This is a genomic window from Allobosea sp. P2_A10 (genome assembly GCF_056405115.1).
The window spans coordinates 54,533-78,751 of record NZ_JBFUCS010000007.1; the positions used below are offsets into that span (position 1 = coordinate 54,533).

Genomic DNA, 24,219 nt, shown 5'->3' on the forward strand with positions numbered 1-24,219 from the left:
CGTTTTTCTTTGCCAAAGTTCGTTTTCGTCAACGCACCTGCTGGTGATATTCGGCGTTGGGCCGCATATCGACGGCCGAAGCCATCCGGTTCGACATGTTGTAGAACGAGGCGACAGCGCCGACATCCCAGATGTCGCGCTCGCCAAAGCCTGCCTTGCGCAAGGCATCGCGGTCCGATTCGCCAATGAGATGGGGCGTCTCCGTCAGCTTCACCGAGAAATCGAGCATGGCGCGATGGCGCGTCGAGAGCTCGGCGGCGCGGTAGTTCATCACCATCAGTTCGCCTAGCACCGGATCGCCCGAGAGCTGCCGCACCGCCGCGCCATGGGCGGTCAGGCAGTAATAGCAGCGGTTCACCGCCGAAACGGCGACCGCGATCATCTCGCGCTCCAGCTTCGACAGGCCCGACGGCGCCAGCATCAGGTCGTTGTAGAGGGTCGCAAACGCCGTCAGCTTGGCGTCATCATGAGCATAGGCCGCCAGCACATTCGGCACGAAGCCGAGCTTTTCCTGGCATTTGTCGAAATAGGCCCGGTTCTCCGCCGAGAGTTCGCCCTGCGAAAGCGGCAGCGCCATCACGGCCGGCGGCGCATCCTGACGGGCCGGGCTCTCCCCCACCTTCGGTTTGTCATGCTTGATCGTCATGGTTCCTCCTGCAGCGTCGTCTCTTGCCCGGAACTCGGCCGGATCGGTCGGGTCGCGGGTCGGATTTGGCCTTGCCGCGATCTTGATCGCGACGAAAGTTGAAAGGCCGCGCAGCCTATGTCATCGCTGCGGCAAAAGAACAGTGGGGGGCAGGCATGGCCAAGCGGGTAACGAGTGCGACGGTTGCGGCCGTCGCGGCGATCGAGACGGCAGCCCAACAGGCGGGCGGACCGATGCCGGCGACCTTCCCGAGCCTGCTGTTCGGGCGCGTCGTTGCCGAGGATCTGGTCGCCCTGCCGCCGGACATGCTGGCGCGGGCGGCGGCGGCGGCCTACGAGCACCTGACGGCGGCGCGCCCGCCGGAAACCATCAATCTGCGTTTCCGCGACGAGGCCTTCGACAGCGAGGGTCGCCAGCGCCAGAGCACGATCCTCGAAGTCGTCAACGACAACAAGGCCTTCCTGCTCGATTCGACACTGGCCGAACTCGCCGAACAGGGCTTCGAGCCCCGCCTCGTCGCCCATCCGATCCTGGCCGTCGCGCGCGACGAGCAGGGCAAGTTCCTGTCGCTGGCCGGGGAGGCGGCAGGCCGCGCACCCGAAGGCACCCGCCGCGAAAGCCTGATCCACATCCATCTCGACCGGATCGATTCGGCCGAGACGCGCGAGAAGCTCAAGACTGGGCTCGACCGCGTCTATGCCGATGTCGGGCTGGCGGTCGAGGACTGGGCCGCCATGCGCGGGCGAATCACCGAGGTGATCCAGGCCTACCGCGCCAATCCGCCGCCGCTGGCCGAGGACGAGGTCACAGAGGCCCTGCAGTTCCTCGAATGGATCGCCGGCGACAACTTCACCCTGCTCGGCATCCGCGCCTACCGCTTCCCCGGCGGCGATGCCGCCGCCGACCCGATCGACGGCTCGGGCCTCGGCATCCTGCGCGACCCCTCCGTGCGCGTCTTGCGCAAGAACAAGGAAATGGTCGTCACGACGCCGGAGATCCGCGCGTTCCTGGCCAAGCCGCAGGCGCTCATCATCACCAAGGCGAACGTCAAGAGCCGCGTCCATCGTCGCGTCCATCTCGACTATGTCGGCGTGAAGCTGTTCACGCCCGATGGCCGGCTCGACGGCGAACTGCGCATCGTCGGCCTTTTGACCTCCAACGCCTATACCGGCAGCGCCCGCGCGATCCCCTATCTGCGCCTCAAGGTCGCCCGCGTCGCCAGGAACACCGGCTTCGACGCCGCGAGCTATTCCGGCCGCGCGCTGCTCAATGTGCTCGACGCCTTCCCGCGCGACGAACTCTTCCAGATCGACACCGACACGCTCGAAAGCTTCGCCGTCGACATCCTGCAGCTGACCGAGCGGCCCCGCATTCGTGCGCTCGCCCGCGTCGACGAGTTCGACCGCTTCGTCTCGATCCTCGTTTTCATTCCCAAGGATCGCTACGATACGCAGGTCCGCCGCCGCGTCGGCGAGTTCCTCGCCCGGATCTACCAGGGCCGCATCTCCGCCGCCTATCCGACCTATCCGGACGGCCCGCTGGCGCGAACCCATTACATCATCGGCCGCGACGAGGGCAAAACCCCCAAGATCGACCGCGCCACGCTCGAAGCCGGCATCAGCGCGATCGTGCGCACCTGGGGCGACGGGCTCAAGGACGTGCTCGATCGCCAGAAGGCCGGCCCCTCCGCGCGCGCGCTTGTCGAGCGCTACACAGAAGCCTTCGGAGCAGCCTATCGCGAGCGCTTCTCGGCCGACGACGCACTGGTCGACATCGACACGCTACAGATGCTCAGCGACGAGCGCTCGCGCGCGGTCAACCTCTACCGCCGCGAGGGCGACCCGGCGACGCGCGCCAACCTCAAGGTGTTTTCGCGTGGCGCGGCGATCTCGCTGTCGGCCCGCGTGCCCGTGCTCGAAAACATGGGCTTCCGCGTCGTCAACGAGCGAACCTACAACATCCTGCCGCAGCCGGCAGCCGGCGAGGGTTCGGAGGGCGCCCGCGTCTGGCTGCACGACATGACGCTGGAGCGCGCCGACGACAGCGCGATCGACGTCGAGCGCCTCGATCCGACGATCGAGGCCGCGCTGATGGCGCAGTTCCGGGGCCTCGCCGAATCCGACCGCTTCGACCAGCTCGTGCTCGCGGCAGGGCTGGCCTGGCGCGAGGCGGCGCTGCTGCGCTCGCTTGGCCGCTATCTCCGGCAGGTCGGCGCGCCCTACGCACAGGATTACATCGCCGACGCCCTGACCCGCCATGCCGGCATCGCGTCGGGCCTCGTTGCGCTTTTCCTGGCGAAGTTCGACCCGCGCCTCGGCAAGACTGAGCGCGACGGCAAGGTCAAGGCCGAGCGCGAGCGCATCGAGACCGCGCTGAACGACGTCACCAGCCTCGACGAGGACCGCATCCTGCGCCGCCTCGTCAACCTGATCGACGCCGGCCTGCGCACCAACTTCTTCCAGATCGGTCCCGACGGCCATCCGCGCGGCACGATCTCGATCAAATACGAATGCGCCAAGCTCGATTCGCTGCCCTTGCCGCGCCCGCTCTACGAGATCTTCGTCTATTCGCCGCGGGTCGAAGGCATCCATCTGCGCTTCGGCAAGGTCGCGCGCGGCGGTCTGCGCTGGTCCGACCGGCCTCAGGATTTCCGCACCGAGGTGCTCGGCCTCGTCAAGGCGCAGCAGGTCAAGAACGCCGTGATCGTGCCAGTGGGAGCCAAGGGCGGCTTCGTGCCCAAGCAATTGCCGCCGGCCTCCGACCGCGCCGCCTGGCTCGCCGAGGGCACCGAAAGCTACCGCATCTTCGTGCGCACCCTGCTCGAACTCACCGACAATCTCGACGGCGAGACCGTGATCCCGCCTGCCGACACCGTGCGCCATGACGGCGACGACCCCTATCTCGTCGTCGCCGCCGACAAAGGGACCGCGACCTTCTCCGACACCGCCAATGCGCTCTCGCTGGAAAAGCACCACTGGCTCGGCGACGCCTTCGCCTCCGGCGGCAGCCAAGGCTACGACCACAAGAAGATGGGCATCACGGCGCGCGGCGCCTGGGAGGCGGTCAAGCGCCATTTCCGCGAGATCGACATCGACATCCAGACGACGCCTTTCACGGTGGCTGGCGTCGGCGACATGTCGGGCGACGTCTTCGGCAACGGCATGCTGCTCTCGCCGGCGATCCGGCTGCTCGCCGCCTTCGACCATCGCGACATCTTTCTCGATCCCGAGCCGGACATGGCGAAATCGCTGGCCGAACGCCAGCGCCTCTTCGCCCTGCCGCGCTCGTCATGGGCTGACTACGACAAGTCGCTGATCTCGGCTGGCGGCGGCGTGTTCTCGCGCCAGTCCAAGAGCATCCCGCTCTCGCCGGCGATGCAGGCGGCGCTCGATCTGCCCAAAGCCGAGGTCACGCCGCCCGAGCTGATGACGGCGATCCTTAAAAGCCGCATCGACCTGCTCTGGTTTGGCGGCATCGGCACCTATATCCGCGCCTCCGACGAAACCGATGCGCAGGTCGGCGACCGCGCCAACGATGCGATCCGCGTCACCGGCGGCGATCTCCGGGCCCGCGTCATTGGCGAGGGCGCCAATCTCGGCGCGACCCAGCGCGGGCGCATCGAGGCGGCGCGCAAGGGCGTGAAGCTCAACACCGACGCGATCGACAATTCGGCAGGCGTCAACACCTCCGACGTCGAGGTCAACATCAAGATCGCGCTTGCCGGCCCGGTCAAGGATGGCCGCCTCAAGGAAGACGACCGCAACACGCTACTCGCCACGATGACCGACGAGGTCGGCCTGCTCGTGCTGCGCAACAACTATCTTCAGACGCTGGCGCTCTCCCTGACGGAAGCGCAGGGGCTTGGCGCGACGCCGGGCCTGCGCCGCCTGATGCAGACGCTGGAGAGCGAAGGCAGGCTCGACCGTTCGGTCGAATACCTGCCCAGCGACGCCGTCATCGCCGAGCGCGAGAAGCGCGGCGAGGGCCTGACCCGGCCGGAACTCTCCGTCCTGCTCGCCTATGCCAAGCTCGCATTGCACGACGCGCTGCTCGATTCGCCCGTGCCAGACGATCTCTACCTCAACAGCGAATTGGTCCGTTATTTCCCCAAGGCGCTGCGTGACGGTTACGGACCCGAAATCGCCGCCCACAAGCTGCGCCGTGAAATCGTCGCGACCCAGCTCGCCAACGCCATCGTCAACCGTGGCGGCCCAGCCATCGTCTCGACCCTGAAGGACCAGACCCGCGCCGAGGCGCCGGCCATTGCCGCAGCCTATGCGATCGCGCGCGATTCTTTCGACCTGATCGCGCTGAACGGCGCGATCGATGCGCTCGATGCAAAGGTGCCCGGCAAGACGCAGCTCGGGCTCTACGGCGCGGCGCAGGAGCTCGTCACCGACCGGATGAGCTGGTTCCTGCGCCGTGGCGTCGCCAAACCGGGCGCAATCGAACAGACGATCGCGCATTACGCAAAGGGCGTCGCCGCGCTCTCGGCCCAACTCGATGGCCTCCTGCCCGATGCCGTCGCGCAGGCGCGCACGGCCCGCATCGCGGTGCTGGTCTCGGAGGGCGTACCGGACGTGCTGGCCGCCCGCATCGCCAGCCTGCCGGCGCTGTCGCAGGCGACCGACATCGTCGACATCGCCGAACGCACCAAGCGCGGGATTGCCGAGGTCGCGCAGATTCATTTCGGAGTCGATTCGGTTTTCGGCCTGTCGAGCCTGGCAGACTCCGCCGCGGCCGTGCCGGCGACGGACGATTACGAACGCCTCGCCCGCGAGCGCGCCGTCGAGACGCTGGTCGACGCCCATGCCGGCCTGACGCAGGAGATCGCCGGGGCCGCCGCCGGCAAGGGCACGCTCGACAGCTGGCTGGAGCAGCGCGGCGACGAGGCCCAGCGCACCCGCGCGACCGTGCAGGCCATTGCCATGTCCGGCCTGTCCCTGCCAAAGCTGATGGTGGCCGCCGGCATGCTCGCCGACCTGCCGCGCAGGAAGACCTGACCCAGACGAAACCAAGGCCAGACAACGTCATGACAGACACCGGATCCGAATCGATTTCGACCCGCATCGACCCGAAACTGCTGGAAATCCTGGTCTGCCCGGTGACCAAGACCACGCTGGAATATGACGCAGCCGCGCAGGAACTGATCAGCCGGGCGGCGAAACTCGCCTATCCGATCCGTGACGGCATCCCGATCATGCTGCCGGAAGAAGCAAGGGCGCTGGAAGTTTAACGCGGAAACACGCCGTCATCCCGGGTCAAGCCCGGGATGACGGCGAAGTTGTTGCAAAATGCGCGCTCACAGCGCCTCGCCGCGCAGCAGTCGTGGCGTTTCGCCCGCGATTCCCGCCGCCTCGCGGATGAAGAAACGCTTCAGCCCCGGCAGACGGTCGACCAGGCCGAGGCCGAGATCGCGCGCCAGCCTGAGCGGCGTCGCGTCGTTTGAAAACAGCCGGTTGAGCCCATCGGTCACCGCGCCCATGGCGACCGTGTCGAAGCGTCTCGCCCGCTCATAGTCTTCAAGCACATCAGCCGCGCCGACATCGAGCCCGAGCCGGGCGGCGTCGACGATCGCCTCGGCCAGCGCCGCGACGTCCTTGAGGCCGAGATTGAGGCCCTGGCCCGCGATCGGGTGGATGACATGCGCCGCGTCGCCGAGCAGCGCCAGCCGCTCTCCAGCGAAGCGCCGCGCCACCCCAAAACCGAGCGGCAGCGCCTGGACGCGGCTTTCAAGCGCGATTTCGCCGAGTTCGAGCCCGAAGCGACGCTCGATTTCCTCCATCATGTCGGCGTCATCAAGCGAGAGCAGCGCCGGGACATTCTCCGTGCGTTCGGTCCAGACGATCGATGAGCGGTGACCAAGGCTGCCGCCATCGCTGAGCGGCAGGATCGCGAACGGTCCCGACGGCAGGAAATGCTCGATGGCGCGGCCGCCATGGGGCCGCTCGTGGCCAAGCGTCGCAACCAGCCCCGATTGCTCATAGGCCCAGCCGACCCAGCCTATGCCCGCCTGTTCTCGCAGTTTCGAGCGCGCCCCATCGGCAGCGACGAGCAGCGCCGCCTGCAAGCGCTCGCCGCCGGCGAACAGCAGATCGACCTGCGCTTCCCCGCTCTCGAAGCGCCTGACGCCCTCGGGCCGCAACACCACCCCGGCTGCGCGGCAGGCTTCGAGCAGCGCCGCCAGAAGCGCGGCGTTCTCGACCATATGGGCGAAAGGCTGACCGGGCTCGACCTCGCCGTCGAAGGTCAGGAAGACCGGGCGCACCACATCCGTGCCGCGGCTGTCGGTGACGAGCATCTGCGTCATCGGTTGCGCGGTGGCGGCAATCGCCTCCCAGATTCCCAGCGACTGCAGCATCCTCTGCGCCGCGGCGGCGACAGCATAGGCGCGGTTGTCGGGGCGCGGCGGAGCAGCAACCGGACCAGCCAGCGCCGGATCGGCCAGCACGATGTCGAACGCTTCGCCCAGCGCCTGCTTCAGCGCCAGCGCCAGCGAGAGGCCGGCAATGCCGCCGCCCGCGATCACGATCCGGTTGCGCGGCAAATCCGCCCGAGATCCCATGTCTTCACACTCCCCAGCCGATGACGGCCTCCGCAGCCGCAACGGCTTGACGACGCCCGGCGCGTTGGTGCTGATGCGGTCAGGCCTTTCGGCCAGCCCGTCAACGAGCCTCCGGAACATGTCCCAGATCAGCGACTCCCTGATGTCGATTCTCGACCTCGAGCCGCTCGAACGCAATCTGTTCCGTGGTCGCAGCCCCGATGTCGGCTGGAGCCGCGTCTTCGGCGGACAGGTCATCGGCCAGGCGCTCTACGCCGCCTGCAAGACGGTCGAGGGACGCGAGCCGCATTCGCTGCACGCCTATTTCCTGCTGCCGGGCGATCCGCAGATCCCGATCGTCTACGAGGTCGACCGGCTGCGCGACGGCCGCTCGTTCACGACGCGGCGCGTACTGGCGATCCAGAAGGGCGAGGCGATCTTTGCGATGTCGGCCTCGTTCCAGGTCGCGGAGGAGGGTTATGAGCACCAGATGCCCATGCCCGACGTGCCGATGCCCGAGGATTTGCCCGACCGCGAGGAGATGAAACGCAGCGTGCTGCCGCACATGCCCGCGCTCGTACGGGCCTATTACGAGCGCGAACGGCCTATCGAGCTCAGGCCTGTCGAGATCGAGCGCTACATCACCGGCGGCAAGATGGAGCCGAAGTTCAATGTCTGGATCAAGGCGATGCAGCCCTTACCGGACGAGCCCGCGATCCACCAGAGCGTACTCGCCTATGCGTCGGACCTGATGCTGCTCGATTCCAGCCTGATCGCGCACGGCACCACCGTCTTCGACAAGACGATCCAGGGCGCCAGCCTCGACCACGCGCTCTGGTTCCACCGCCCCTTCCGCGCCGACGACTGGCTGCTCTATTCGCAGGACAGCCCTTCCAGCTCGGGCGCGCGCGGCTTTTCGCGCGGGCTGGTCTTCGACAGGCAGGGACGGCTTGTCGCGTCCGTGGCGCAGGAAGGCCTGATCCGGCCACGGCCCGACCGGGGCTGAATGCTTTCTAAGCATCCGCTCAATCATTAGCCATTTGCACAATCCTTGAGCGCGCCCGACTGTTCAACGTCGGGCGTCGGCACTGATTCGGCGATTCAACCGCTGATGCTGCAATGCGGCAGTTGGCACGCGCCTTGAATTGACGACCCACGACGCGCGCCGGCTTCCGACAGGTGCGCGAGGCGCAACAAGATCGCCGGGGCTGACTTCCGGGCGGCGTAAACGGGGAAACCCTGCAATGAAGATCGTGATGGCTATCATCAAGCCGTTCAAGCTGGAGGAGGTGCGCGACGGGCTCACCGCCATCGGCGTGCACGGCCTGACCGTGACCGAAGTGAAGGGCTATGGCCGCCAGAAGGGCCACACGGAAATCTACCGTGGCGCCGAATACGCCGTGAGCTTCCTGCCGAAGATCAAGATCGAGGTCGCCGTGTCCGACGAACTCGTCGCCAAGGTGATCGAGGCGATCACGGCGGCAGCCAGGACCGGCCAGATCGGCGACGGCAAGATCTTCGTTTCGTCGATCGAGAAAGCCGTGCGCATCCGCACCGGCGAAACCGACAGCGACGCCCTTTGAGCCAGCGATCCTTCAGGAGTTTCCAGCAATGAATTTCAAGACCCTCAGCCGGGCCGGACTTGCGGGGCTCGCGCTTGCCGCGGTCGCCGGCGCCGCGCTCGCCCAGACCGCAGCGGCGCCTGCAACGCCCCCCGCGCTCGTGCCCAACAAGGGCGACGTCGCCTTCATGATGAGCTCGACGGTCCTCGTCCTGCTCATGACCATTCCGGGCCTGGCGCTGTTCTATGGCGGCCTCGTGCGCACCAAGAACATGCTCTCCGTCCTGACGCAGGTCTTCGCCATCGTCAGCATCGTCTGCCTGATCTGGGTGATCTACGGCTACTCGCTCGCCTTCACCAATGGCGGCGGCCTGAACGACTATGTCGGCGGCTTCTCCAAGGCCTTCCTGAAGGGCATCGACCCGAACTCGACAGCCGCGACCTTCTCCAACGGCGTCGTCATCCMCGAGCTGCTCTACATCTGCTTCCAGATGACCTTCGCCTGCATCACGCCGGCCCTCATCGTCGGCGCTTTCGCCGAGCGCATGAAATTCTCGGCGCTGCTGCTCTTCACCGTGCTCTGGGTCACCTTCATCTATTTCCCGATGGCCCATATGGTCTGGTACTGGGGCGGCCCGGACGCCGTCGGCGCCGCCGCCAAGGCGCTGGCTGAGGCTCCCGCCGATGGCAAGGCCGCGGCCCAGGCGGCGCTCGACGCCGTCAACGCCGATGCCGGCCTGCTGTTCAAGTGGGGCGCGCTCGACTTCGCCGGCGGCACGGTCGTGCACATCAATGCCGGCATCGCCGGCCTGGTCGGCTGCCTGTTGCTCGGCAAGCGCATCGGCTTCGGCAAGGAGCTGATGGCTCCGCACTCCCTGACCATGACCCTGATCGGCGGCGCGCTGCTCTGGGTCGGCTGGTTCGGCTTCAATGCCGGCTCGAACCTCGAGGCCAACGGCACCGCAGTGCTCGCCATGGTCAATACCTTCGTCGCCACCGCGGCGGCGGCGGTTGCCTGGCTCTTCGTCGAATGGGCGGTCAAGGGCAAGCCCTCGATGCTCGGCATGGTCTCGGGCGCGGTCGCCGGCCTCGTCGCGGTCACGCCGGCCTCGGGCTTTGCCGGCCCGATGGGCTCGATCGTGCTCGGCCTCGTCGTCGGCATCGTCTGCTTCGTCTTCTGCTCCAGCGTCAAGAATGCGCTCGGCTATGACGACTCGCTCGATGTCTTCGGCATCCACTGCATCGGCGGCATCATCGGCGCGCTCGCGACCGGCATCCTCGTCAACGTCGATCTCGGCGGCGTCGGCATCCCCGACTATTCGACCAAGCCCGGCGAGCTCGCCGTCGGCGCCTATGTGCTGGGAGACGCATTCTTGTCCCAGGTCAAGGCGGTGCTGGTCACGCTGGTCTTCAGCGGCGTCGGCTCGCTGATCCTGTACAAGATCGTTGACGTCATCGTCGGCCTGCGCGTCACGCCCGATCAGGAGCGCGAAGGTCTGGATATCGCGGAGCATGGCGAGCGCGCCTATCACGACTGAGCCAGCCTCGCTCAACGTCTCACGTGAAACATCGACCCCGGCGGGCAACCGCCGGGGTTTTTCATTGCGGAGCCGGTATCGGATGCGCCGCACAGGCCAAGGTTAAGCGGGTCTTAACCTGCGCTTCCTAACGTGACCGGACGGGCCGGACCGTTGCGGCCCGACGTTGCGAAACACGGCACCCTGCATGCGCACGACAAGACGTTCCTCCTCGTTGATGGACCGCCTGCCCGATCCGGTGCGGGAGTTCCTGTCGCGTCGCGCCGCCGAACTCACAGGCCTTGGCCTGCTTGCCCTGACTGCGGCCGTCGCCGTCTCGCTTGCGACCTGGTCAGTCGACGACCCCAGCATCAACAACGCCACCAGCGGCGCGGTCAGGAACTGGCTCGGCCGACCCGGCGCGATGGTCGCCGACCTCGCCATGCAGCTGCTCGGCCTTGGCGTCGTCGCGATGCTGTTTCCGCCACTGACCTGGGCGCTGCGGCTGGTCCGGATTCACCTGTTCGATCGTGGCGCGCTCAAGCTCGGCCTCTGGATCGTCGGCATCGCCGCGACCGCGGCCGTCGCCAGCGCCCTGCCCGCCACGCCGCGCTGGCCCCTGCCGACCGGCATGGGCGGCGTCATCGGCGATGGGCTCCTGTTCGGCACACGTAACCTCGCCGGCATAGCCGGCAATGCGCTCGGCGGCCTTGTCGGCTTCCTCTATGCCGGCATCGCCATTCTCGCGGTCACGGCTGCCGCCGGCTTCGGCTTCGTCACCGACGAGGACCCGGTCGCCGAAGCCGAGAGCGACGACGAATCCTGGAATGAGAGCGAGGACCGGCGCAATGACGAGCCCGGCATCGCCGTCATCCTGATCGGCTGGCTCGCCCATGGCGCAATGGCGCTGCGGGGCATGATCCTGCGCCGCCTGCCCCAGGCTCCCGAACCCGTCACCAACGCCGGATCGGCGGGCGCGGCGCCTGCCGCGGGTCGCGTACGCCGCGAGCCGCAATTCGCCGAGCCCTCGGCGCGCGCGCCAGCCATGGCGCCGTTTGCACCGGAGCCGCTGCCCGTGTCCCGCGCAGCGCGGCCCGAACCCGCCGATTTCCCCGAGGACGACGACGAGCCGACCGATCTGCGCGATCTGAACGCGCCGCGCGTCACCGCCATGCCGGTCGCACCCAAGCCCGGCAAGCGCATCCTGCGCGAGGCGCAGCCCTCGCTGCTCGACCGCGACGCGTTCGAGTTGCCGCCCCTGACCTATCTCGCCGAGCCCAAGAAGCTGCCCGCCAACGCGATCTCGACCGACGCGCTGGAGCAGAACGCGACGCTGCTCGAAGGCGTGCTCGAGGATTTTGGCGTGCGCGGCGAGATCACGCAGGTCCGGCCCGGCCCGGTCGTGACGCTTTACGAGCTCGAACCCGCGCCCGGAACCAAATCCTCGCGCGTGATTTCGCTCGCCGACGACATCGCCCGCTCGATGAGCGCGATCGCAGCGCGAGTCGCCGTCATTCCCGGCAAGAACGCCATCGGCATCGAACTGCCCAACGCCAAGCGCGAAACCGTCTTCCTGCGCGAATTGCTGGCGAGCCAGGATTTCGAGAGCTCCAAGCACAAGCTCGCACTCGGGCTGGGCAAGACCATCGGCGGCGAGCCGGTGATCGTCGATCTCGCCAAGATGCCGCATCTGCTCGTCGCCGGCACTACCGGCTCGGGCAAGTCGGTCGCGATCAACACCATGATCCTGTCGCTGCTCTACCGGCTGAAGCCGGAGGAATGCCGGCTGATCATGGTCGATCCAAAAATGCTCGAACTCTCCGTCTATGACGGCATCCCGCACCTCCTCACCCCCGTCGTCACCGACCCGAAGAAGGCGGTCGTCGCCCTGAAATGGGCCGTGCGCGAGATGGAGGAGCGCTACAAGAAGATGTCGAAGGTCGGCGTCCGCAACATCGACGGCTTCAACACCCGCGTCGGCGAGGCCAAGGCGGCGGGCGAAGTCATCACCCGGACCGTCCAGACCGGCTTCGACAAGCATTCCGGCGAGGCGATCTACGAGGAAGAGGTCATGGACCTCGATCCGTTGCCCTACATCGTCGTCATCGTCGACGAGATGGCCGATCTGATGATGGTCGCCGGCAAGGAGATCGAGGGCACGATCCAGCGCCTCGCCCAGATGGCGCGCGCGGCCGGCATTCATGTCGTGCTGGCAACGCAGCGGCCCTCGGTCGACGTCATCACCGGCACGATCAAGGCGAATTTCCCGACCCGGATTTCCTTCCAGGTCACTTCCAAGATCGATTCGCGCACGATCCTCGGCGAGCAGGGCGCCGAGCAGCTGCTCGGCCAGGGCGACATGCTCTACATGGCCGGCGGCGGACGCATCACCCGCGTCCACGGCCCCTTCGTCTCGGACGCCGAGGTCGAGAAGGTCGTCGCGCATCTGAAGACGCAGGGACGCCCGCAATATCTCGAAGCCGTCACCTCCGAGGAGGAGCCGGCAGGCGAGGAGGCCGAGGACGGCGCGGTCTTCGACAAGACCGGTATGGGCCAGGCCGAGAGCGACGACCCCTACGACCAGGCCGTCGCGGTCGTGCTGCGCGACAAGAAGGCCTCGACCTCCTATATCCAGCGCCGCCTCCAGATCGGCTACAACCGCGCGGCGTCGATCATGGAGCGGATGGAGAACGAGGGCATCGTCGGCCCGGCCAACCATGCCGGCAAGCGCGAGATCCTGGTCGAGACCGGCCGCGCCCGCGAGGACGAGGATTGAGCGCGATCGGAGGCCCGCGCCAGAACAGCGACGGGCCCGTCCTCAAATTGCCACGACGGCGCTGCAACCTCGGGGCTTCGCGGCGCGTTGACCGGAGCGGCGGGTTCGTTCCACGACCCCATACGTTGCGATGCGCCCGCAAAGGCGTGATGATCAGGGCCGGACTGGCCGAAAGCACTGGAGCTTCATGCTCATGACCAGCAAATCCTCGATGCGGACCAGGCTCAGCGCGCTTGTCGTGCTTGGCCTCGCCGCGTCCGCCGGCGGGCTCTCGGCCCAGCCGCTCAATCTGCAGCCGTCGAAGCAGGCGATCGCGGCTGCCAAGCCCACGGCGCTGCGCGGTGCGCGACTGCCACCTGTCCGCCCGGAAGGGCTCGGCCTGCCGCGCAGCGCCACGGCTTCGGCGCAAGACGCCCCGGTCCAGACCGCGGCCGCCGAACCGGTCCGGGTCGCGGCCGCACCGGCCAAGCCGGCCGCGCGCTCGTCGACGCCGCTGTCGCAGGCCGACGCGGTCGAGAAGCTGAACGGCTATTTCAACGGCTTTGCCAATCTGCAGGGTGATTTCATCCAGTTCGCCGCCGATGGCCGCCGCTTCGAGGGCAAGCTCTACATCCAGCGCCCCGGCAAGATGCGCTTCGAATATCGCCCGCCGGTGACCATGGAGGTGATCGCCGACGGCACCTCCGTCGCCATCCGCGACAAGAAGCTGGCGACGCAGGATCTCTATTCGATCGGCCAGACCCCGCTGAAGTTCCTGCTCAAGGAACGCATGGATCTGTCGCGCGATTCGATCGTCACCGGCGTCAGCACCAAGGGCGACATGCTCTCGGTCAAGATCGAGGACCGCTCGACGCTGGGCGGAACCTCGAAAATCACGCTGAACTACGACCTCGCCGCCAACGAACTCCGGCAATGGGTGGTGATCGACCCGCAGGGCTACGAGACCTCGGTCTCGCTCTACAATCTCGACACCCAGCGCCGGCCCGACCCGAAGAACTTCGTGATCAACTACGAGCGGGTTCTGTAGGGCGCGCGGGTCAAATCGCTCTTTCGTCCCTGACGCGTAGTCGTTCCGGGCGAAGCGCGGCTTGTTCGGAATGACGGCGCGGGTAGAGACAGGACGCTTGCTTTTCCCCACGCCCCGAACCAGTTTCCGGCAGCCCTTCGAGCCCGGAAACCTTGCGTGAAACTCACCGTCACCAGCTGGAACATCAACTCCGTCAGGCTCCGCATCGGCATGGTCGGAGAATTCCTGACCACGCATGCGCCCGACGTCCTGTGCCTGCAGGAGACCAAGACACCCGACGAGCAGTATCCCGCAAAAGCGTTCGAGAAGCTCGGCTACGTCCATCAGGCTTTTATCGGCCAGAAGGGCTATAACGGCGTCGCCATCGTCTCGAAATTGCCCTTCAGCGAGAAGGACGCGATGGCGATGTGCGGCAGGAACGACGCACGCCACATGACCGTCGTGCTCGACAAGGGCGCGGGCGCGGCTGCCGGCGTCGCGATCCACAATTTCTACATTCCGGCCGGCGGCGACATTCCCGACCCCGAGAAGAACGTCAAATTCGCCCACAAGCTCGCTTTCCTCGACGAGATCGGCGTCTGGGGCATGACGAAGAAGCCGACCAACCGTCCCAGCATCCTGCTCGGCGACCTCAACATCGCGCCCTATGAGCACGATGTCTGGAGCCACAAGCAATTGCTCGACGTGGTCAGCCATACCCCGATCGAGACCACGACGCTGGAGAAGCTGCGCTCCGAGCTCGGCTGGACCGACGCCGCCCGCACGCTGCGCCCCGAGCCGGAAAAACTCTACAGCTGGTGGAGCTACCGCGCCGCCGACTGGGAGGCGTCCAATCGCGGCCGCCGCCTCGACCATATCTGGCTCTCGGACGGCCTGAAGCCGGCCCTGCGCGATCTCACCTTCCTGCGCGAGGCGCGCGGATGGGAGCGCCCCTCCGATCACGTGCCCGTCACGGTGACGCTGGAGCTTTGAACCCCGATCAGGGCCGGTCGATCGCCGCCAGCGCGTCGCCGATCGGCCCGAGTTCGGCCGCGAACTGACGCAGCCGGTCGGAAACGGCGTCGGCCAGCGCCTGCGCCGAACCCGGAAATTCGGCCAGCACCCGCCGCATCACGCTGCGCGACAGCTTCATCATCTGCGTCGGCTCGCGCGCAACCGCCGTCAGCGGCCGCTGGATCGCGGTGAACAAGGCGAGCTCGCCGATCAGCGCACCCGGCCCGACGATCTCGTCGGCCGGTGCGCCGTCATCGCCCGTCATCAGCGCGACAGCGCCCGAAACGATCAGCAGCGCGCCGTCCGACATGTCGCCGCTGCGAAACAGCACGTCGCCTGCGCGCAGGATGCGGCTTTCGGCGGCGAAGGCGACGAGCCGCAGAGCATCGCGCTCCATCAGGCCCAGCAGCGGCTGCCGGGCCAGCAGGGCGATATCGTCGTCAAGCGCCATAAGGTCTAGGGATTGAGGCGGTAGCCGCCCGCATCCGTCACGAGCAGGCGCGCATTGCCCGGATCGGGTTCGATCTTCTGGCGCAGCCGGTAGATATGCGTCTCGAGCGTATGGGTCGTGACCTGCGAATTATAGCCCCAGACCTCCTGGAGCAGGATTTCGCGGGCGATCGGCTTGCGGCCGGCGCGATAGAGGAAGCGCAGGATCGCGGTTTCCTTCTCGGTCAGTTTTGTCTTCGAGCCCTTCTCGCTGACAAGCAGCTTCGAGCCGGGATGGAAGGTGTAGGGGCCGACCTGGAAGACCGCGTCTTCGCTCGCCTCGTACTGGCGCAGGTGAGCGCGAATCCGCGCCAGCAGCACGGCGAACTTGAACGGCTTGATGACGTAGTCGTTGGCGCCGGCTTCAAGGCCGAGCACCGTATCGGCGTCCGAACCCTGGCCGGTCAACATGATCACCGGGCTCTTGAAGCCGTTCTTGCGCATGATCTTGACGGCTTCGCGCCCATCCATGTCGGGCAGGCCGACATCCATCACCGCGAGGTCCATGCGCTCGGCCTGCACGGCCTTGACCGCGGACGTCGCGGTGCCCGCAGTCGAGATCTTGAACTCGTCATAGAGCGAAAGCTGCTCGGCCAGCGCCTCGCGCAATGTCTGGTCGTCGTCGACAAGGAGGATATGATGGACGGCGGACATGAAAGATCGATCGAAATGTTGCGGGTGAGGCACCATGAGCCCGCTGATTCGTGACCGCAAGTCACGCCGGATGGAAATACCGTGAGAATAGTTGAGCGCGCCGTCACGCAGGAACCCGGCTCGCCCCGACGCCGGCTGACCTGGCTGCGCGTCGTGGTCTCCGTCACCGACCGCAGGCGGGGCTTCCTGATCGCCGGCAATGCGATCTTTCCCTGCGCGCTCGGTCGCTCCGGTGTGGTCGTCGCCAAGCGCGAGGGCGATGGCGGCACGCCCCAAGCCCGCCTGCCGCTGCGCAGCGTGCTCTATCGCGCCGGACGTCTGCCCCGACCGCGCACCCTCCTGCCCGTCCGCGCCATCACCGCCCGCGACGCCTGGTGCGATGACACTGCCGACCGCCGCTACAACCGGCTGATAGACCGCCCGCCGGGGCAGGCCGAGGAACGGCTCCAGCGCGAGGACCATCTCTACGACGTCATCGTCGAACTCGGCTGGAACGACGCACCGGTGCGGCGCGGGCGCGGCAGCGCGATCTTCTGGCATCTCGCCCGGCCAGGCTTCACGCCCACGGCCGGCTGCGTCGCGGTCGAGGGCCATGTCTTCGCGAAGGTGCTGCCGCGTCTAGCGCGGCATTGCACGATGCGGATCGGCTAGCCGCGCGCGCCGAAGATCGCGCTGCCGACGCGAACATAGGTCGCGCCCAGCTGGATCGCGGCCTCGTAGTCGGCGCTCATGCCCATCGATAATTCGCGCAGGCCGTGGCGCGCCGCGATCTTCGCCAGCAGCGCGAAATGCGGCGATGGCGGCTCATCGGCGGGCGGAATGCACATCAAACCTTCGACGACGAGGCCGTGATGGACACGGCAGGTCTCGAGAAAGGTATCGATTTCGGCAGGACTCACGCCGCCTTTCTGAGGCTCGTCGCCGGTGTTGACCTGGACGAGGAGGCGCGGGGCCTTGCCGCTGCGCGCGATCTCGCGGGCCAGTTCCTTGGCGAGGCTGATTCGGTCGAGCGAATGGATCGCATCGAACAGTTCGACGGCGTCGCGCGCCTTGTTGGACTGCAGTGGCCCGATCATGTGGACCTGCGCATCGGGGAAACGCTCGCGCAGGGCCGGCCATTTGGCCTTGGCTTCCTGGACGTAGTTTTCGCCGAAGATGCGCTGCCCGGCGGCGAGCGCGGGCTCGATCACCTCGGCCGGCATGGTCTTGGACACGGCGATCAGCGTGACCTCTTCGGGTTTGCGCCCGAAATCATCGGCCGCTCGCGCGATCGCGCTTTTCGTCGCGGCAAGGCGCTGCACGGTGTCGTTCATCTGCAATCCTTCCAGCCCGCACGCGGCGTTGACCCCGCGCGCGCAATCGTGTCCTAGTCCGGCTCACTTCGCTCACGCAACAATTGCATGCTCTCATGGCCGTCGAACGCTACAATCCCAAGGAATCCGAGCCGAAATGGCGCCGCGTCTGGGAAGAGCGCAAGCTCTTCGAGACCCGCAACGACGATACGCGGCCGAGCTATTACGTCCTCGAGATGTTCCCCTATCCGTCGGGGCGCATCCATATGGGTCATGTCCGCAACTATGCGATGGGCGACGTGGTCGCGCGTTACAAGCGCGCCAAAGGCTTTGCCGTCCTGCATCCGATGGGCTGGGATGCGTTCGGGCTGCCGGCGGAGAACGCCGCCAAGGCCAACAAGGTCCATCCGCGCGAATGGACCTACGCCAATATCGCGGCGATGCGCACGCAATTGCAGTCGATGGGCCTGTCGCTCGACTGGAGCCGGGAACTCGCGACCTGCGACCCGAGCTACTACAAGCACCAGCAGAAGCTGTTCCTCGATTTTCTCAAGGCCGGGCTGGTCGACCGCAAGACCGCGCGGGTCAACTGGGACCCCGTCGACGAGACCGTGCTCGCCAATGAGCAGGTCATTGACGGCCGCGGCTGGCGCTCCGGCGCCCAGGTCGAGATCCGCGAGCTGACGCAGTGGTTCTTCAGGATCACCGCCTATGCGCAGGAACTGCACGACGCGCTGGAAGGCCTGTCGCGTTGGCCCGACAAGGTCCGCCTGATGCAGAAGAACTGGATCGGCCGCTCGGAGGGGCTGCTGATTCGTTTCGCTCTCGAATCGAATGCCTTGGGCTTCGACGAGCTGGAGATCTACACGACAAGGCCCGACACGCTGTTTGGCGCGAAGTTCATGGCGGTGGCGCCCGACCATCCGCTCGCCAAGGCGGCGGCCGCGACCAACCCGGCGCTGCAGGCCTTCATCGAGGATTGCAAGCGCACCGGCACCGCCCAGGAGGCGATCGACAAGGCGGAGAAGCTCGGTTTCGACACTGGCCTGCGCGCCGTGCATCCGCTTGATAAGTCTTGGACATTACCGGTCTATGTCGCCAATTTCATCCTGATGGAGTATGGCACCGGCGCGATTTTCGGCTGCCCGGCCCATGACCAGCGCGACCTCGACTTCGTCAACAAATACGGCCTCGGCAATCTCCCGGTCGTTGCGCCAGAAGGCGCCGATCCGGCAGGCTTCGTCATCACCGACACGGCCTATGTTGACGATGGCCGCATGATCAATTCGCGCTTCCTCGACGGCTTGACCATTCCGGAGGCGAAAGAGAACGTCGCACTGAAGCTCGAAGGCAAGACGCGCGGCAATCGCCCGGTGGCGCAGCGCAAGGTCAATTTCCGCCTGCGCGACTGGGGCGTCTCGCGCCAGCGCTACTGGGGTTGCCCGATCCCGGTGATCCATTGCGCCGATTGCGGCACGCTGCCGGTGCCCGACGCCGATCTGCCGGTGACGCTGCCCGACGACGTCTCCTTCGAGAAGCCGGGCAACCCGCTCGACCACCATCCGACATGGAAACATGTCACCTGCCCGCAATGCGGCAAGGATGCGCGCCGCGAGACGGACACGATGGACACCTTCGTCGATTCGTCCTGGTATTTCGCCCGCTTCACCGACCCCTGGCGGACGGATACGCCGACCGACCGCACCGTGGTCGATCGCTTCCTGCCCGTCGACCAGTATATCGGCGGCGTCGAGCACGCGATCCTGCACCTGCTCTATTCGCGCTTCTTCACCCGCGCCATGAAGGCGACCGGCCATGCCGGGCTGGACGAGCCTTTCGACGGCATGTTCACGCAGGGCATGGTGGTACACGAGACCTATCGCGCTGTGGATGGGACCTGGGTCGAACCCGGCGATGTCCGCATCGAGGCTACCGGGTCCGAGCGGCGCGGCTTCCATGTCGATACGGGAGCTCCGGTCGAGATCGGCGCGATCGAGAAGATGTCGAAGTCGAAGAAGAATGTCGTCGATCCCGACGATATTATTGCTTCATACGGCGCCGACACCGCGCGCTGGTTCATGCTCTCGGATTCGCCGCCCGATCGCGACGTGATCTGGACCGACGAAGGCGTCCAGGGCGCCGCGCGCTTCGTCCAGCGGCTCTGGCGGCTGATCGGCGAGATCGCCGAGCGCACCGGCAATGCTGTCGCGAAGCCGGCAGCGATCGGCGAACCCGCGCTCACTCTTCGCAAGGCCAGCCACCGCGCGCTGCATGCCGTCGGTGGCGATATCGAGAGGCTCGGCTTCAACCGCTGCGTCGCCCATATCTACACGCTGACCAATGCGATCGGCAAAGCGCTCGACGCCGCTGCCGAGCAGGCCGCGCTTGCACCCGATGTCGCCTTCGCGCTGCATGAATCCGCCATCATCGCAACGCAGCTTGTTGCGCCGATGATGCCGCACCTCGCCGAATCCTGCTGGCAGGCGTTGGGACAGCCCGAGCTTGTCGGTGAAGCTGCTTGGCCGGTGGCCGACGAGGCCCTGCTCAAGGATGACAGCCTGCTGCTGCCCGTGCAGTTCAACGGCAAGAAGCGCGCGGAGGTGACCGTACCGGCCGATGCCGATACTGTCGTCGTCGAGGCGATCGTGCGTGCGTCGGAGGCCGTGATCAAGGCGCTCGACGGCCGGGCGATCCGGAAGATCATTGTGGTGCCCGGGAGAATCGTGAATGTCGTTGCCTGACGCCGAAACGCAGGGTTTGCGAGCGCCGGTTCCGGCTCGCCGCATGTTGCTCGTAGGCGCGCTGCTGGCGGCTGCCTTCGCGGGCGGCTGTCTGCGGCCGCTTTATGCCGAGAGCACGACGAGCGCCATCGGCGGCAGCGTCGGTTCCGCGCTGAAGAGCATCRACATCCCCGAGATCAAAGGGCTGGTCGGCCACTATCTGCGCAATGAGCTCGCATTCGAGTTTGATGGCGGCGGCGATCCAGATGCGCAGAAGCGTCTGACGTTCAACACGGCCGTCGCCGAATCGATCCAGGTCGTGACCGTCGATTACGCCAATGGGCGCGCCGATTCGGCAGTCCTCGTTGCGACTGCAACCTGGACTCTGAAGCGAATCGACAACGGCCAGACGGTCGCCTACGGCACGAACACCGCGCGCGCCACCTATGAGCGCTCGTCGCAGCGTTTCGCCACGGTCCGCGCCGCGCGCGATGCCCAGATCCGGGCGGCCAAGAGTCTCGCCCAGCTGATCAAGGGGCAGATCGCCGCCGACCTCACCTCCAGCTGACGCGGAAGCGCCTGGCATGGCAGCCGTCAAGGCGCATGAGGCCGATCGCACGCTGGCCCGGCTCGACCCGGCCTGGCGGCTGTTCCTGTTCTATGGCCCCGACGCAGGTCTCGTTTCGGAACGTGCCGCAGCGCTCGCCCGGGCCAATGTCGACGACGCCGACGACGCTTTCCAGCTCGTCCGGATGAGTGGCGACGAGATTGCCGCCGATCCGCTGAAACTCGTCGACGAGGCCAACACCATCGGTCTGTTCGGCGGCAGGCGCGCGATTCGGGTCTCGCCCACCGGCAAGCTTTTGACGGCGGCCGTCGAGCCGCTGCTCGCGACCCCATCTCGCGACGCTATCGTCATCGTCGAGGCCGGCGATCTCCAGCGCACCAACCCGCTCCGCACCGCCTGCGAGCGCGCGCGCACGGCCCTCGCGGTGCCCTGCTATGGCGATGGCGCGCGCGATCTCGGCGGGCTCATCGACGAAATGGTCCGAGCCGCCGGCAAGACGATCGACCGCACAGCCCGCGACCATCTCGCTGGCCTGCTTGGCGGCGATCGCCAGACCTCGCGGCGCGAGGTGGAGAAATTGCTGCTTTATGCCGGCCCCGATGCCGCCATCACCGACGAGCATATCGAGGCGATCGTCGGTGACACCGCCCAGCGCGAACAGGCGGCGCTCGTCGAGGCGGTCTTCGCCGGTAAGCTGCCGGCGCTCGATCTCGCCTTTTCCAAGCTGAGCGGCGAGGGTCTCGACGCCGGCGTCATGCTCGGCGCGGTCCTGCGCCAGGCACTAACCTATCTCAAGCTGCGGCAGGCGATCGATGGCGGGCGGGGCGTCAAGGACACGGTCGCCGGCATGAGGCTACCCTATCCGCGCGTCGCCGCCACTGAAGCGGCGCTGACGGCCTGGACATCGCCGAAGCTGACCGAAGCCGCTGCCTTGCTTGGGACGGCCACGGCCGCCGTCCGTCGCGACGGTGAAATGGCGCGCCCAACGGCGGCGCGCGCCCTGTGGACGCTAGCGCGCATGGCGAGAGTTGGCGCACGCGGCGACTGATCAGGCCTTCAGCCGGCGGCAAAGCGCATCGAGCTGTTCGAGCGTCTTGTAACCGATCTTGACCTCGCCGCTGCCATTGGCGCGATGTGTGATCGAAATCGAAAGCCCAAGCGCCTCCTCCAGCGCCTTCTCGACGGCCCGCGTATCGGGATCCTTGTCGAGCTTTGGCTTGCCCGACACGCTTTTGCTTTCGCCACGCGCTTCGCCCTGGACGATGCGCTCGATATCGCGAACGCTCAGGCCTTCGTCGACGATCTTGCGCGCCATCAGTTCCGGGTCCGAAACAGATAACAGCGAACGCGCATGGCCGGCCGACACGGTGCCTTCGCTGACCATGTTGCGCACGGTTTCGGGCAGCTTCGACAATCGCAGCGTATTGGCGACATGGCTGCGGCTCTTGCCGATGACGCGCGCCAGGTCGTTTTGGGTATAGCTGAACTCGGCGATCAGGCGCTCATAGCCTGCAGCCTCTTCGATGGCATTGAGATCGGCGCGTTGGACATTTTCGACGATCGCGATCTCAAGTGCTTCGCGATCGTTGGCCTCGACCAGAATCACCGGAACATCGTGCAACCCGGCGCGCTGCGCCGCGCGCCAGCGCCTTTCGCCGGCGATGATCTCATAGGCATCGAGCATGCCGCTGATCGTGCGGACGATGATCGGCTGCAGGATGCCGCGCTCCCGGACTGAAGCCGTCAGCTCCTCGAGTTCCTCCTCCTTGAAGGCGCGGCGCGGGTTGCGCTGGCTCGGACGCAGGAACTCGACGGGAACGCGCCGCTGACCGCGAGCCCGGTCGATCGCGCCGATTTCCTCGCCGACATCGCCGATCAGCGCCGCCAGACCACGGCCCAGGCGTGAACGCCCCTGTTCTTCGGCCATCGCCATCCTCTTGAATCCTCGTCTTGAATCGGTGGTTACGCAGCGGCCCGAAGCAGGCGCTCGCGCTTGATCACTTCGGAGGCCAGTTTGAGGTAGGCCTGCGACCCTGAGCAGCGCAGATCGTAGAGCAAGGCCGGCTTGCCGTAGGACGGCGCTTCGGAGACCCTGACATTGCGCGGAATCACGGTCTCATAGACCTTGTCGCCAAGGAAATCGCGGACGTCGGCCATGACCTGCCCGGAAAGATTGTTGCGCGGGTCGTACATCGTCAGCACCACGCCCTGAATGATCAGGCGCGGATTGAGGCCGTTGCGAACCTGCTCGACGGTCTTCAGCAACTGGCTCAAGCCCTCCAGCGCGAAGAATTCGCATTGCAGCGGCACCAGGACCGCGTCGGCCGCCGTCATCGCGTTGATCGTGATCAGGCTCAGCGAAGGTGGGCAGTCGATCAGGATATAGGTCAGGTCCGAGCAGCGCTGGTCGTAGACCAGCTCGTCGATGGCATGCTTCAACCGTTGGGCGCGGTCCTTCGCCGAGGCAATCTCCAGCTCGACGCCAAGCAGGTCGAGCGTCGACGGCGCCAGGAACAGGCCGGGAACAGCGGTTTCCTGCATGGCCTGGCCGAGGCCGACATCGCCGCAGAGCACATCATAGGTCGACGAGCGCCGGCTCTTGCGGTCGATCCCGAGCCCGGTCGAAGCATTGCCTTGCGGATCGAGGTCGACGATCAGCACCTTCTCGCCGATCGCGGCCAGCGCCGTTCCAAGATTGATCGCCGTTGTCGTCTTGCCGACGCCGCCCTTCTGATTCGCGAGCGCCAGCACCCGCGGGCGGCGGGGCAGCGCGATCGGCGTAAGATCGGTCATGGATCAGGCCTGTTTCTCGGCCGCGCGAACCATCAGGATCCGGGCGGCGGCATCGGTCACGGATGAAACCGCTGAGGCCTGAATCTTCCAATATTTAGACGCGTCGGTCAATTCCGCATCTAGATGTTGTCCTTTGGGAAAGAGACCAAGCGCCCCTGTTCTCAACAGCTCTTTGCACCAGTCCAACAGCAGCGGCAGCGGCGCCAGCGCGCGGGCGCAGACGACGTCGATTTTACCGCTGAAATAGTCGATGACATCTTCGATCCGAGCGTTATGGACTGTCACCGGCGCATGCGTCAGCCGGGCCGCATGGCGCAGGAAAGCGCATTTCCGGGCGTTGCTCTCGACCAGATGGATATGCCCATGGCTCCGCTCAGCCAGGCAGATACCGATCACAAGGCCGGGAAATCCACCTCCCGAGCCGAGATCGAGCCAGGTCTCCGCGTCCGGCGCGAGAGCAAAGAGCTGGAGCGAATCGGCGATGTGGCGCGTCCAGACATCGCTCAGGGTCGCGTTGGAGACCAGATTCTTGGCCAGCTGCCAGCGCCTCAACTCGGCGACCAGCAGCGCCAGACGCTCCTCTGTTTCACGTGAAACAGGCGTCAAGCGCAAAGCATTGGCACGATCTTCGTTATCCAC

At 66.4% G+C, this 24,219-nt stretch carries 20 protein-coding genes; 12 read left to right on the forward strand and 8 right to left on the reverse strand.

What is annotated here, in order from left to right:
- Positions 1 to 28: 28 nt before the first annotated feature.
- The gene (locus AC1DZY_RS12055; protein WP_476820524.1) at positions 29 to 577 is read right to left on the reverse strand and encodes a peroxidase-related enzyme; all 549 of its coding nucleotides are present in this window, start codon (positions 575 to 577) and stop codon (positions 29 to 31) included.
- A 224-nt stretch (positions 578 to 801) separates the two neighbouring features.
- On the opposite strand from AC1DZY_RS12055, the gene AC1DZY_RS12060 reads away from it, so the two are divergent.
- Both AC1DZY_RS12060 and AC1DZY_RS12065 read left to right on the forward strand, forming a co-directional pair.
- The gene (locus tag AC1DZY_RS12060; protein ID WP_476820350.1) at positions 802 to 5,649 is read left to right on the forward strand and encodes an NAD-glutamate dehydrogenase; all 4,848 of its coding nucleotides are present in this window, start codon (positions 802 to 804) and stop codon (positions 5,647 to 5,649) included.
- 29 nt (positions 5,650 to 5,678) lie between these two features.
- The gene (locus tag AC1DZY_RS12065; RefSeq protein WP_476820351.1) at positions 5,679 to 5,882 is read left to right on the forward strand and encodes a Trm112 family protein; all 204 of its coding nucleotides are present in this window, start codon (positions 5,679 to 5,681) and stop codon (positions 5,880 to 5,882) included.
- A 66-nt stretch (positions 5,883 to 5,948) separates the two neighbouring features.
- On the opposite strand, the gene AC1DZY_RS12070 is transcribed toward AC1DZY_RS12065, so the two are convergent.
- A complete protein-coding gene (locus AC1DZY_RS12070) occupies positions 5,949 to 7,211 on the reverse strand; it encodes a ubiquinone biosynthesis hydroxylase (protein WP_476820352.1) in 1,263 nt (420 codons plus the stop codon).
- A 118-nt stretch (positions 7,212 to 7,329) separates the two neighbouring features.
- Here AC1DZY_RS12070 and tesB point away from each other — a divergent pair, with 118 nt between their 5' ends.
- The 6 genes from tesB to xth all read left to right on the forward strand — a co-directional run bounded on the left by tesB (position 7,330) and on the right by xth (position 15,043).
- A complete protein-coding gene (tesB, locus tag AC1DZY_RS12075) occupies positions 7,330 to 8,196 on the forward strand; it encodes an acyl-CoA thioesterase II (protein WP_476820353.1) in 867 nt (288 codons plus the stop codon).
- 238 nt (positions 8,197 to 8,434) lie between these two features.
- Positions 8,435 to 8,773, forward strand: a complete 339-nt coding sequence (locus tag AC1DZY_RS12080) for a P-II family nitrogen regulator (protein ID WP_476820354.1) — start codon at positions 8,435 to 8,437, stop codon at positions 8,771 to 8,773.
- Between the two features lie 28 nt (positions 8,774 to 8,801).
- Positions 8,802 to 10,289: an ammonium transporter gene (locus AC1DZY_RS12085; RefSeq protein ID WP_476820355.1), complete on the forward strand. Its 1,488-nt coding sequence runs from the start codon at positions 8,802 to 8,804 to the stop codon at positions 10,287 to 10,289.
- A gap of 187 nt (positions 10,290 to 10,476) precedes the next feature.
- Positions 10,477 to 13,044: an FtsK/SpoIIIE family DNA translocase gene (locus tag AC1DZY_RS12090; RefSeq protein WP_476820356.1), complete on the forward strand. Its 2,568-nt coding sequence runs from the start codon at positions 10,477 to 10,479 to the stop codon at positions 13,042 to 13,044.
- Positions 13,045 to 13,237: 193 nt separating this feature from the next.
- Positions 13,238 to 14,071: an outer-membrane lipoprotein carrier protein LolA gene (locus AC1DZY_RS12095; RefSeq protein ID WP_476820357.1), complete on the forward strand. Its 834-nt coding sequence runs from the start codon at positions 13,238 to 13,240 to the stop codon at positions 14,069 to 14,071.
- Positions 14,072 to 14,227: 156 nt separating this feature from the next.
- Entirely contained in the window at positions 14,228 to 15,043 is an 816-nt protein-coding gene (gene xth, locus AC1DZY_RS12100; protein WP_476820358.1) for an exodeoxyribonuclease III, read from the forward strand.
- Between the two features lie 7 nt (positions 15,044 to 15,050).
- Here the strand turns inward: xth and AC1DZY_RS12105 are convergent, their stop codons facing one another.
- The gene (locus AC1DZY_RS12105) at positions 15,051 to 15,515 is read right to left on the reverse strand and encodes a cyclic nucleotide-binding domain-containing protein (RefSeq protein WP_476820359.1); all 465 of its coding nucleotides are present in this window, start codon (positions 15,513 to 15,515) and stop codon (positions 15,051 to 15,053) included.
- A 5-nt stretch (positions 15,516 to 15,520) separates the two neighbouring features.
- Complete coding sequence (locus AC1DZY_RS12110; protein ID WP_476820360.1) at positions 15,521 to 16,207, reverse strand: response regulator transcription factor; 687 nt, start codon at positions 16,205 to 16,207, stop codon at positions 15,521 to 15,523.
- Between the two features lie 81 nt (positions 16,208 to 16,288).
- On the opposite strand from AC1DZY_RS12110, the gene AC1DZY_RS12115 reads away from it, so the two are divergent.
- Positions 16,289 to 16,858: a L,D-transpeptidase family protein gene (locus tag AC1DZY_RS12115; RefSeq protein ID WP_476820361.1), complete on the forward strand. Its 570-nt coding sequence runs from the start codon at positions 16,289 to 16,291 to the stop codon at positions 16,856 to 16,858.
- Here the strand turns inward: AC1DZY_RS12115 and AC1DZY_RS12120 are convergent.
- A complete protein-coding gene (locus AC1DZY_RS12120; protein ID WP_476820362.1) occupies positions 16,855 to 17,520 on the reverse strand; it encodes a YggS family pyridoxal phosphate-dependent enzyme in 666 nt (221 codons plus the stop codon). The two genes, AC1DZY_RS12115 and AC1DZY_RS12120, sit on opposite strands and share 4 nt — an antisense overlap.
- A gap of 95 nt (positions 17,521 to 17,615) precedes the next feature.
- Between AC1DZY_RS12120 and leuS the strand changes: the two genes are divergently transcribed.
- Genes leuS through holA form a run of 3 tightly spaced genes read left to right on the forward strand, consistent with a single transcriptional unit; the run spans position 17,616 to position 21,835 of the window.
- Entirely contained in the window at positions 17,616 to 20,240 is a 2,625-nt protein-coding gene (gene leuS, locus AC1DZY_RS12125; protein WP_476820363.1) for a leucine--tRNA ligase, read from the forward strand.
- A 43-nt stretch (positions 20,241 to 20,283) separates the two neighbouring features.
- Positions 20,284 to 20,787, forward strand: a complete 504-nt coding sequence (locus tag AC1DZY_RS12130; RefSeq protein ID WP_476820364.1) for a hypothetical protein — start codon at positions 20,284 to 20,286, stop codon at positions 20,785 to 20,787.
- A 16-nt stretch (positions 20,788 to 20,803) separates the two neighbouring features.
- Positions 20,804 to 21,835, forward strand: a complete 1,032-nt coding sequence (gene holA, locus AC1DZY_RS12135) for a DNA polymerase III subunit delta (protein WP_476820365.1) — start codon at positions 20,804 to 20,806, stop codon at positions 21,833 to 21,835.
- Here holA and AC1DZY_RS12140 read toward each other — a convergent pair whose 3' ends face one another.
- Genes AC1DZY_RS12140 through rsmG form a run of 3 tightly spaced genes read right to left on the reverse strand, consistent with a single transcriptional unit; the run spans position 21,836 to position 24,219 of the window.
- A complete protein-coding gene (locus AC1DZY_RS12140; RefSeq protein WP_476820525.1) occupies positions 21,836 to 22,714 on the reverse strand; it encodes a ParB/RepB/Spo0J family partition protein in 879 nt (292 codons plus the stop codon).
- Between the two features lie 35 nt (positions 22,715 to 22,749).
- Positions 22,750 to 23,580 (reverse strand): ParA family protein, encoded by an 831-nt coding sequence (locus tag AC1DZY_RS12145; RefSeq protein WP_476820366.1) that lies wholly within the window; start codon positions 23,578 to 23,580, stop codon positions 22,750 to 22,752.
- A gap of 3 nt (positions 23,581 to 23,583) precedes the next feature.
- Complete coding sequence (gene rsmG, locus AC1DZY_RS12150) at positions 23,584 to 24,219, reverse strand: 16S rRNA (guanine(527)-N(7))-methyltransferase RsmG (protein WP_476820367.1); 636 nt, start codon at positions 24,217 to 24,219, stop codon at positions 23,584 to 23,586.

What these genes read in the sequence shown, in the direction of transcription:
- AC1DZY_RS12070 (WP_476820352.1), bottom strand. Translation starts at nt 7,211, where the DNA reads ATGGGATCTCGGGCGGATTTGCCGCGCAACCGGATCGTGATCGCGGGC.
- holA (WP_476820365.1), top strand. Translation starts at nt 20,804, where the DNA reads ATGGCAGCCGTCAAGGCGCATGAGGCCGATCGCACGCTGGCCCGGCTC.
- AC1DZY_RS12140 (WP_476820525.1), bottom strand. Translation starts at nt 22,714, where the DNA reads ATGGCCGAAGAACAGGGGCGTTCACGCCTGGGCCGTGGTCTGGCGGCG.
- AC1DZY_RS12110 (WP_476820360.1), bottom strand. Translation starts at nt 16,207, where the DNA reads ATGTCCGCCGTCCATCATATCCTCCTTGTCGACGACGACCAGACATTG.
- tesB (WP_476820353.1), top strand. Translation starts at nt 7,330, where the DNA reads ATGTCCCAGATCAGCGACTCCCTGATGTCGATTCTCGACCTCGAGCCG.
- AC1DZY_RS12105 (WP_476820359.1), bottom strand. Translation starts at nt 15,515, where the DNA reads ATGGCGCTTGACGACGATATCGCCCTGCTGGCCCGGCAGCCGCTGCTG.
- AC1DZY_RS12055 (WP_476820524.1), bottom strand. Translation starts at nt 577, where the DNA reads ATGGCGCTGCCGCTTTCGCAGGGCGAACTCTCGGCGGAGAACCGGGCC.
- AC1DZY_RS12060 (WP_476820350.1), top strand. Translation starts at nt 802, where the DNA reads ATGGCCAAGCGGGTAACGAGTGCGACGGTTGCGGCCGTCGCGGCGATC.
- AC1DZY_RS12080 (WP_476820354.1), top strand. Translation starts at nt 8,435, where the DNA reads ATGAAGATCGTGATGGCTATCATCAAGCCGTTCAAGCTGGAGGAGGTG.
- AC1DZY_RS12065 (WP_476820351.1), top strand. Translation starts at nt 5,679, where the DNA reads ATGACAGACACCGGATCCGAATCGATTTCGACCCGCATCGACCCGAAA.
- AC1DZY_RS12145 (WP_476820366.1), bottom strand. Translation starts at nt 23,580, where the DNA reads ATGACCGATCTTACGCCGATCGCGCTGCCCCGCCGCCCGCGGGTGCTG.
- AC1DZY_RS12120 (WP_476820362.1), bottom strand. Translation starts at nt 17,520, where the DNA reads ATGAACGACACCGTGCAGCGCCTTGCCGCGACGAAAAGCGCGATCGCG.
- AC1DZY_RS12095 (WP_476820357.1), top strand. Translation starts at nt 13,238, where the DNA reads ATGACCAGCAAATCCTCGATGCGGACCAGGCTCAGCGCGCTTGTCGTG.
- leuS (WP_476820363.1), top strand. Translation starts at nt 17,616, where the DNA reads ATGGCCGTCGAACGCTACAATCCCAAGGAATCCGAGCCGAAATGGCGC.
- AC1DZY_RS12090 (WP_476820356.1), top strand. Translation starts at nt 10,477, where the DNA reads ATGCGCACGACAAGACGTTCCTCCTCGTTGATGGACCGCCTGCCCGAT.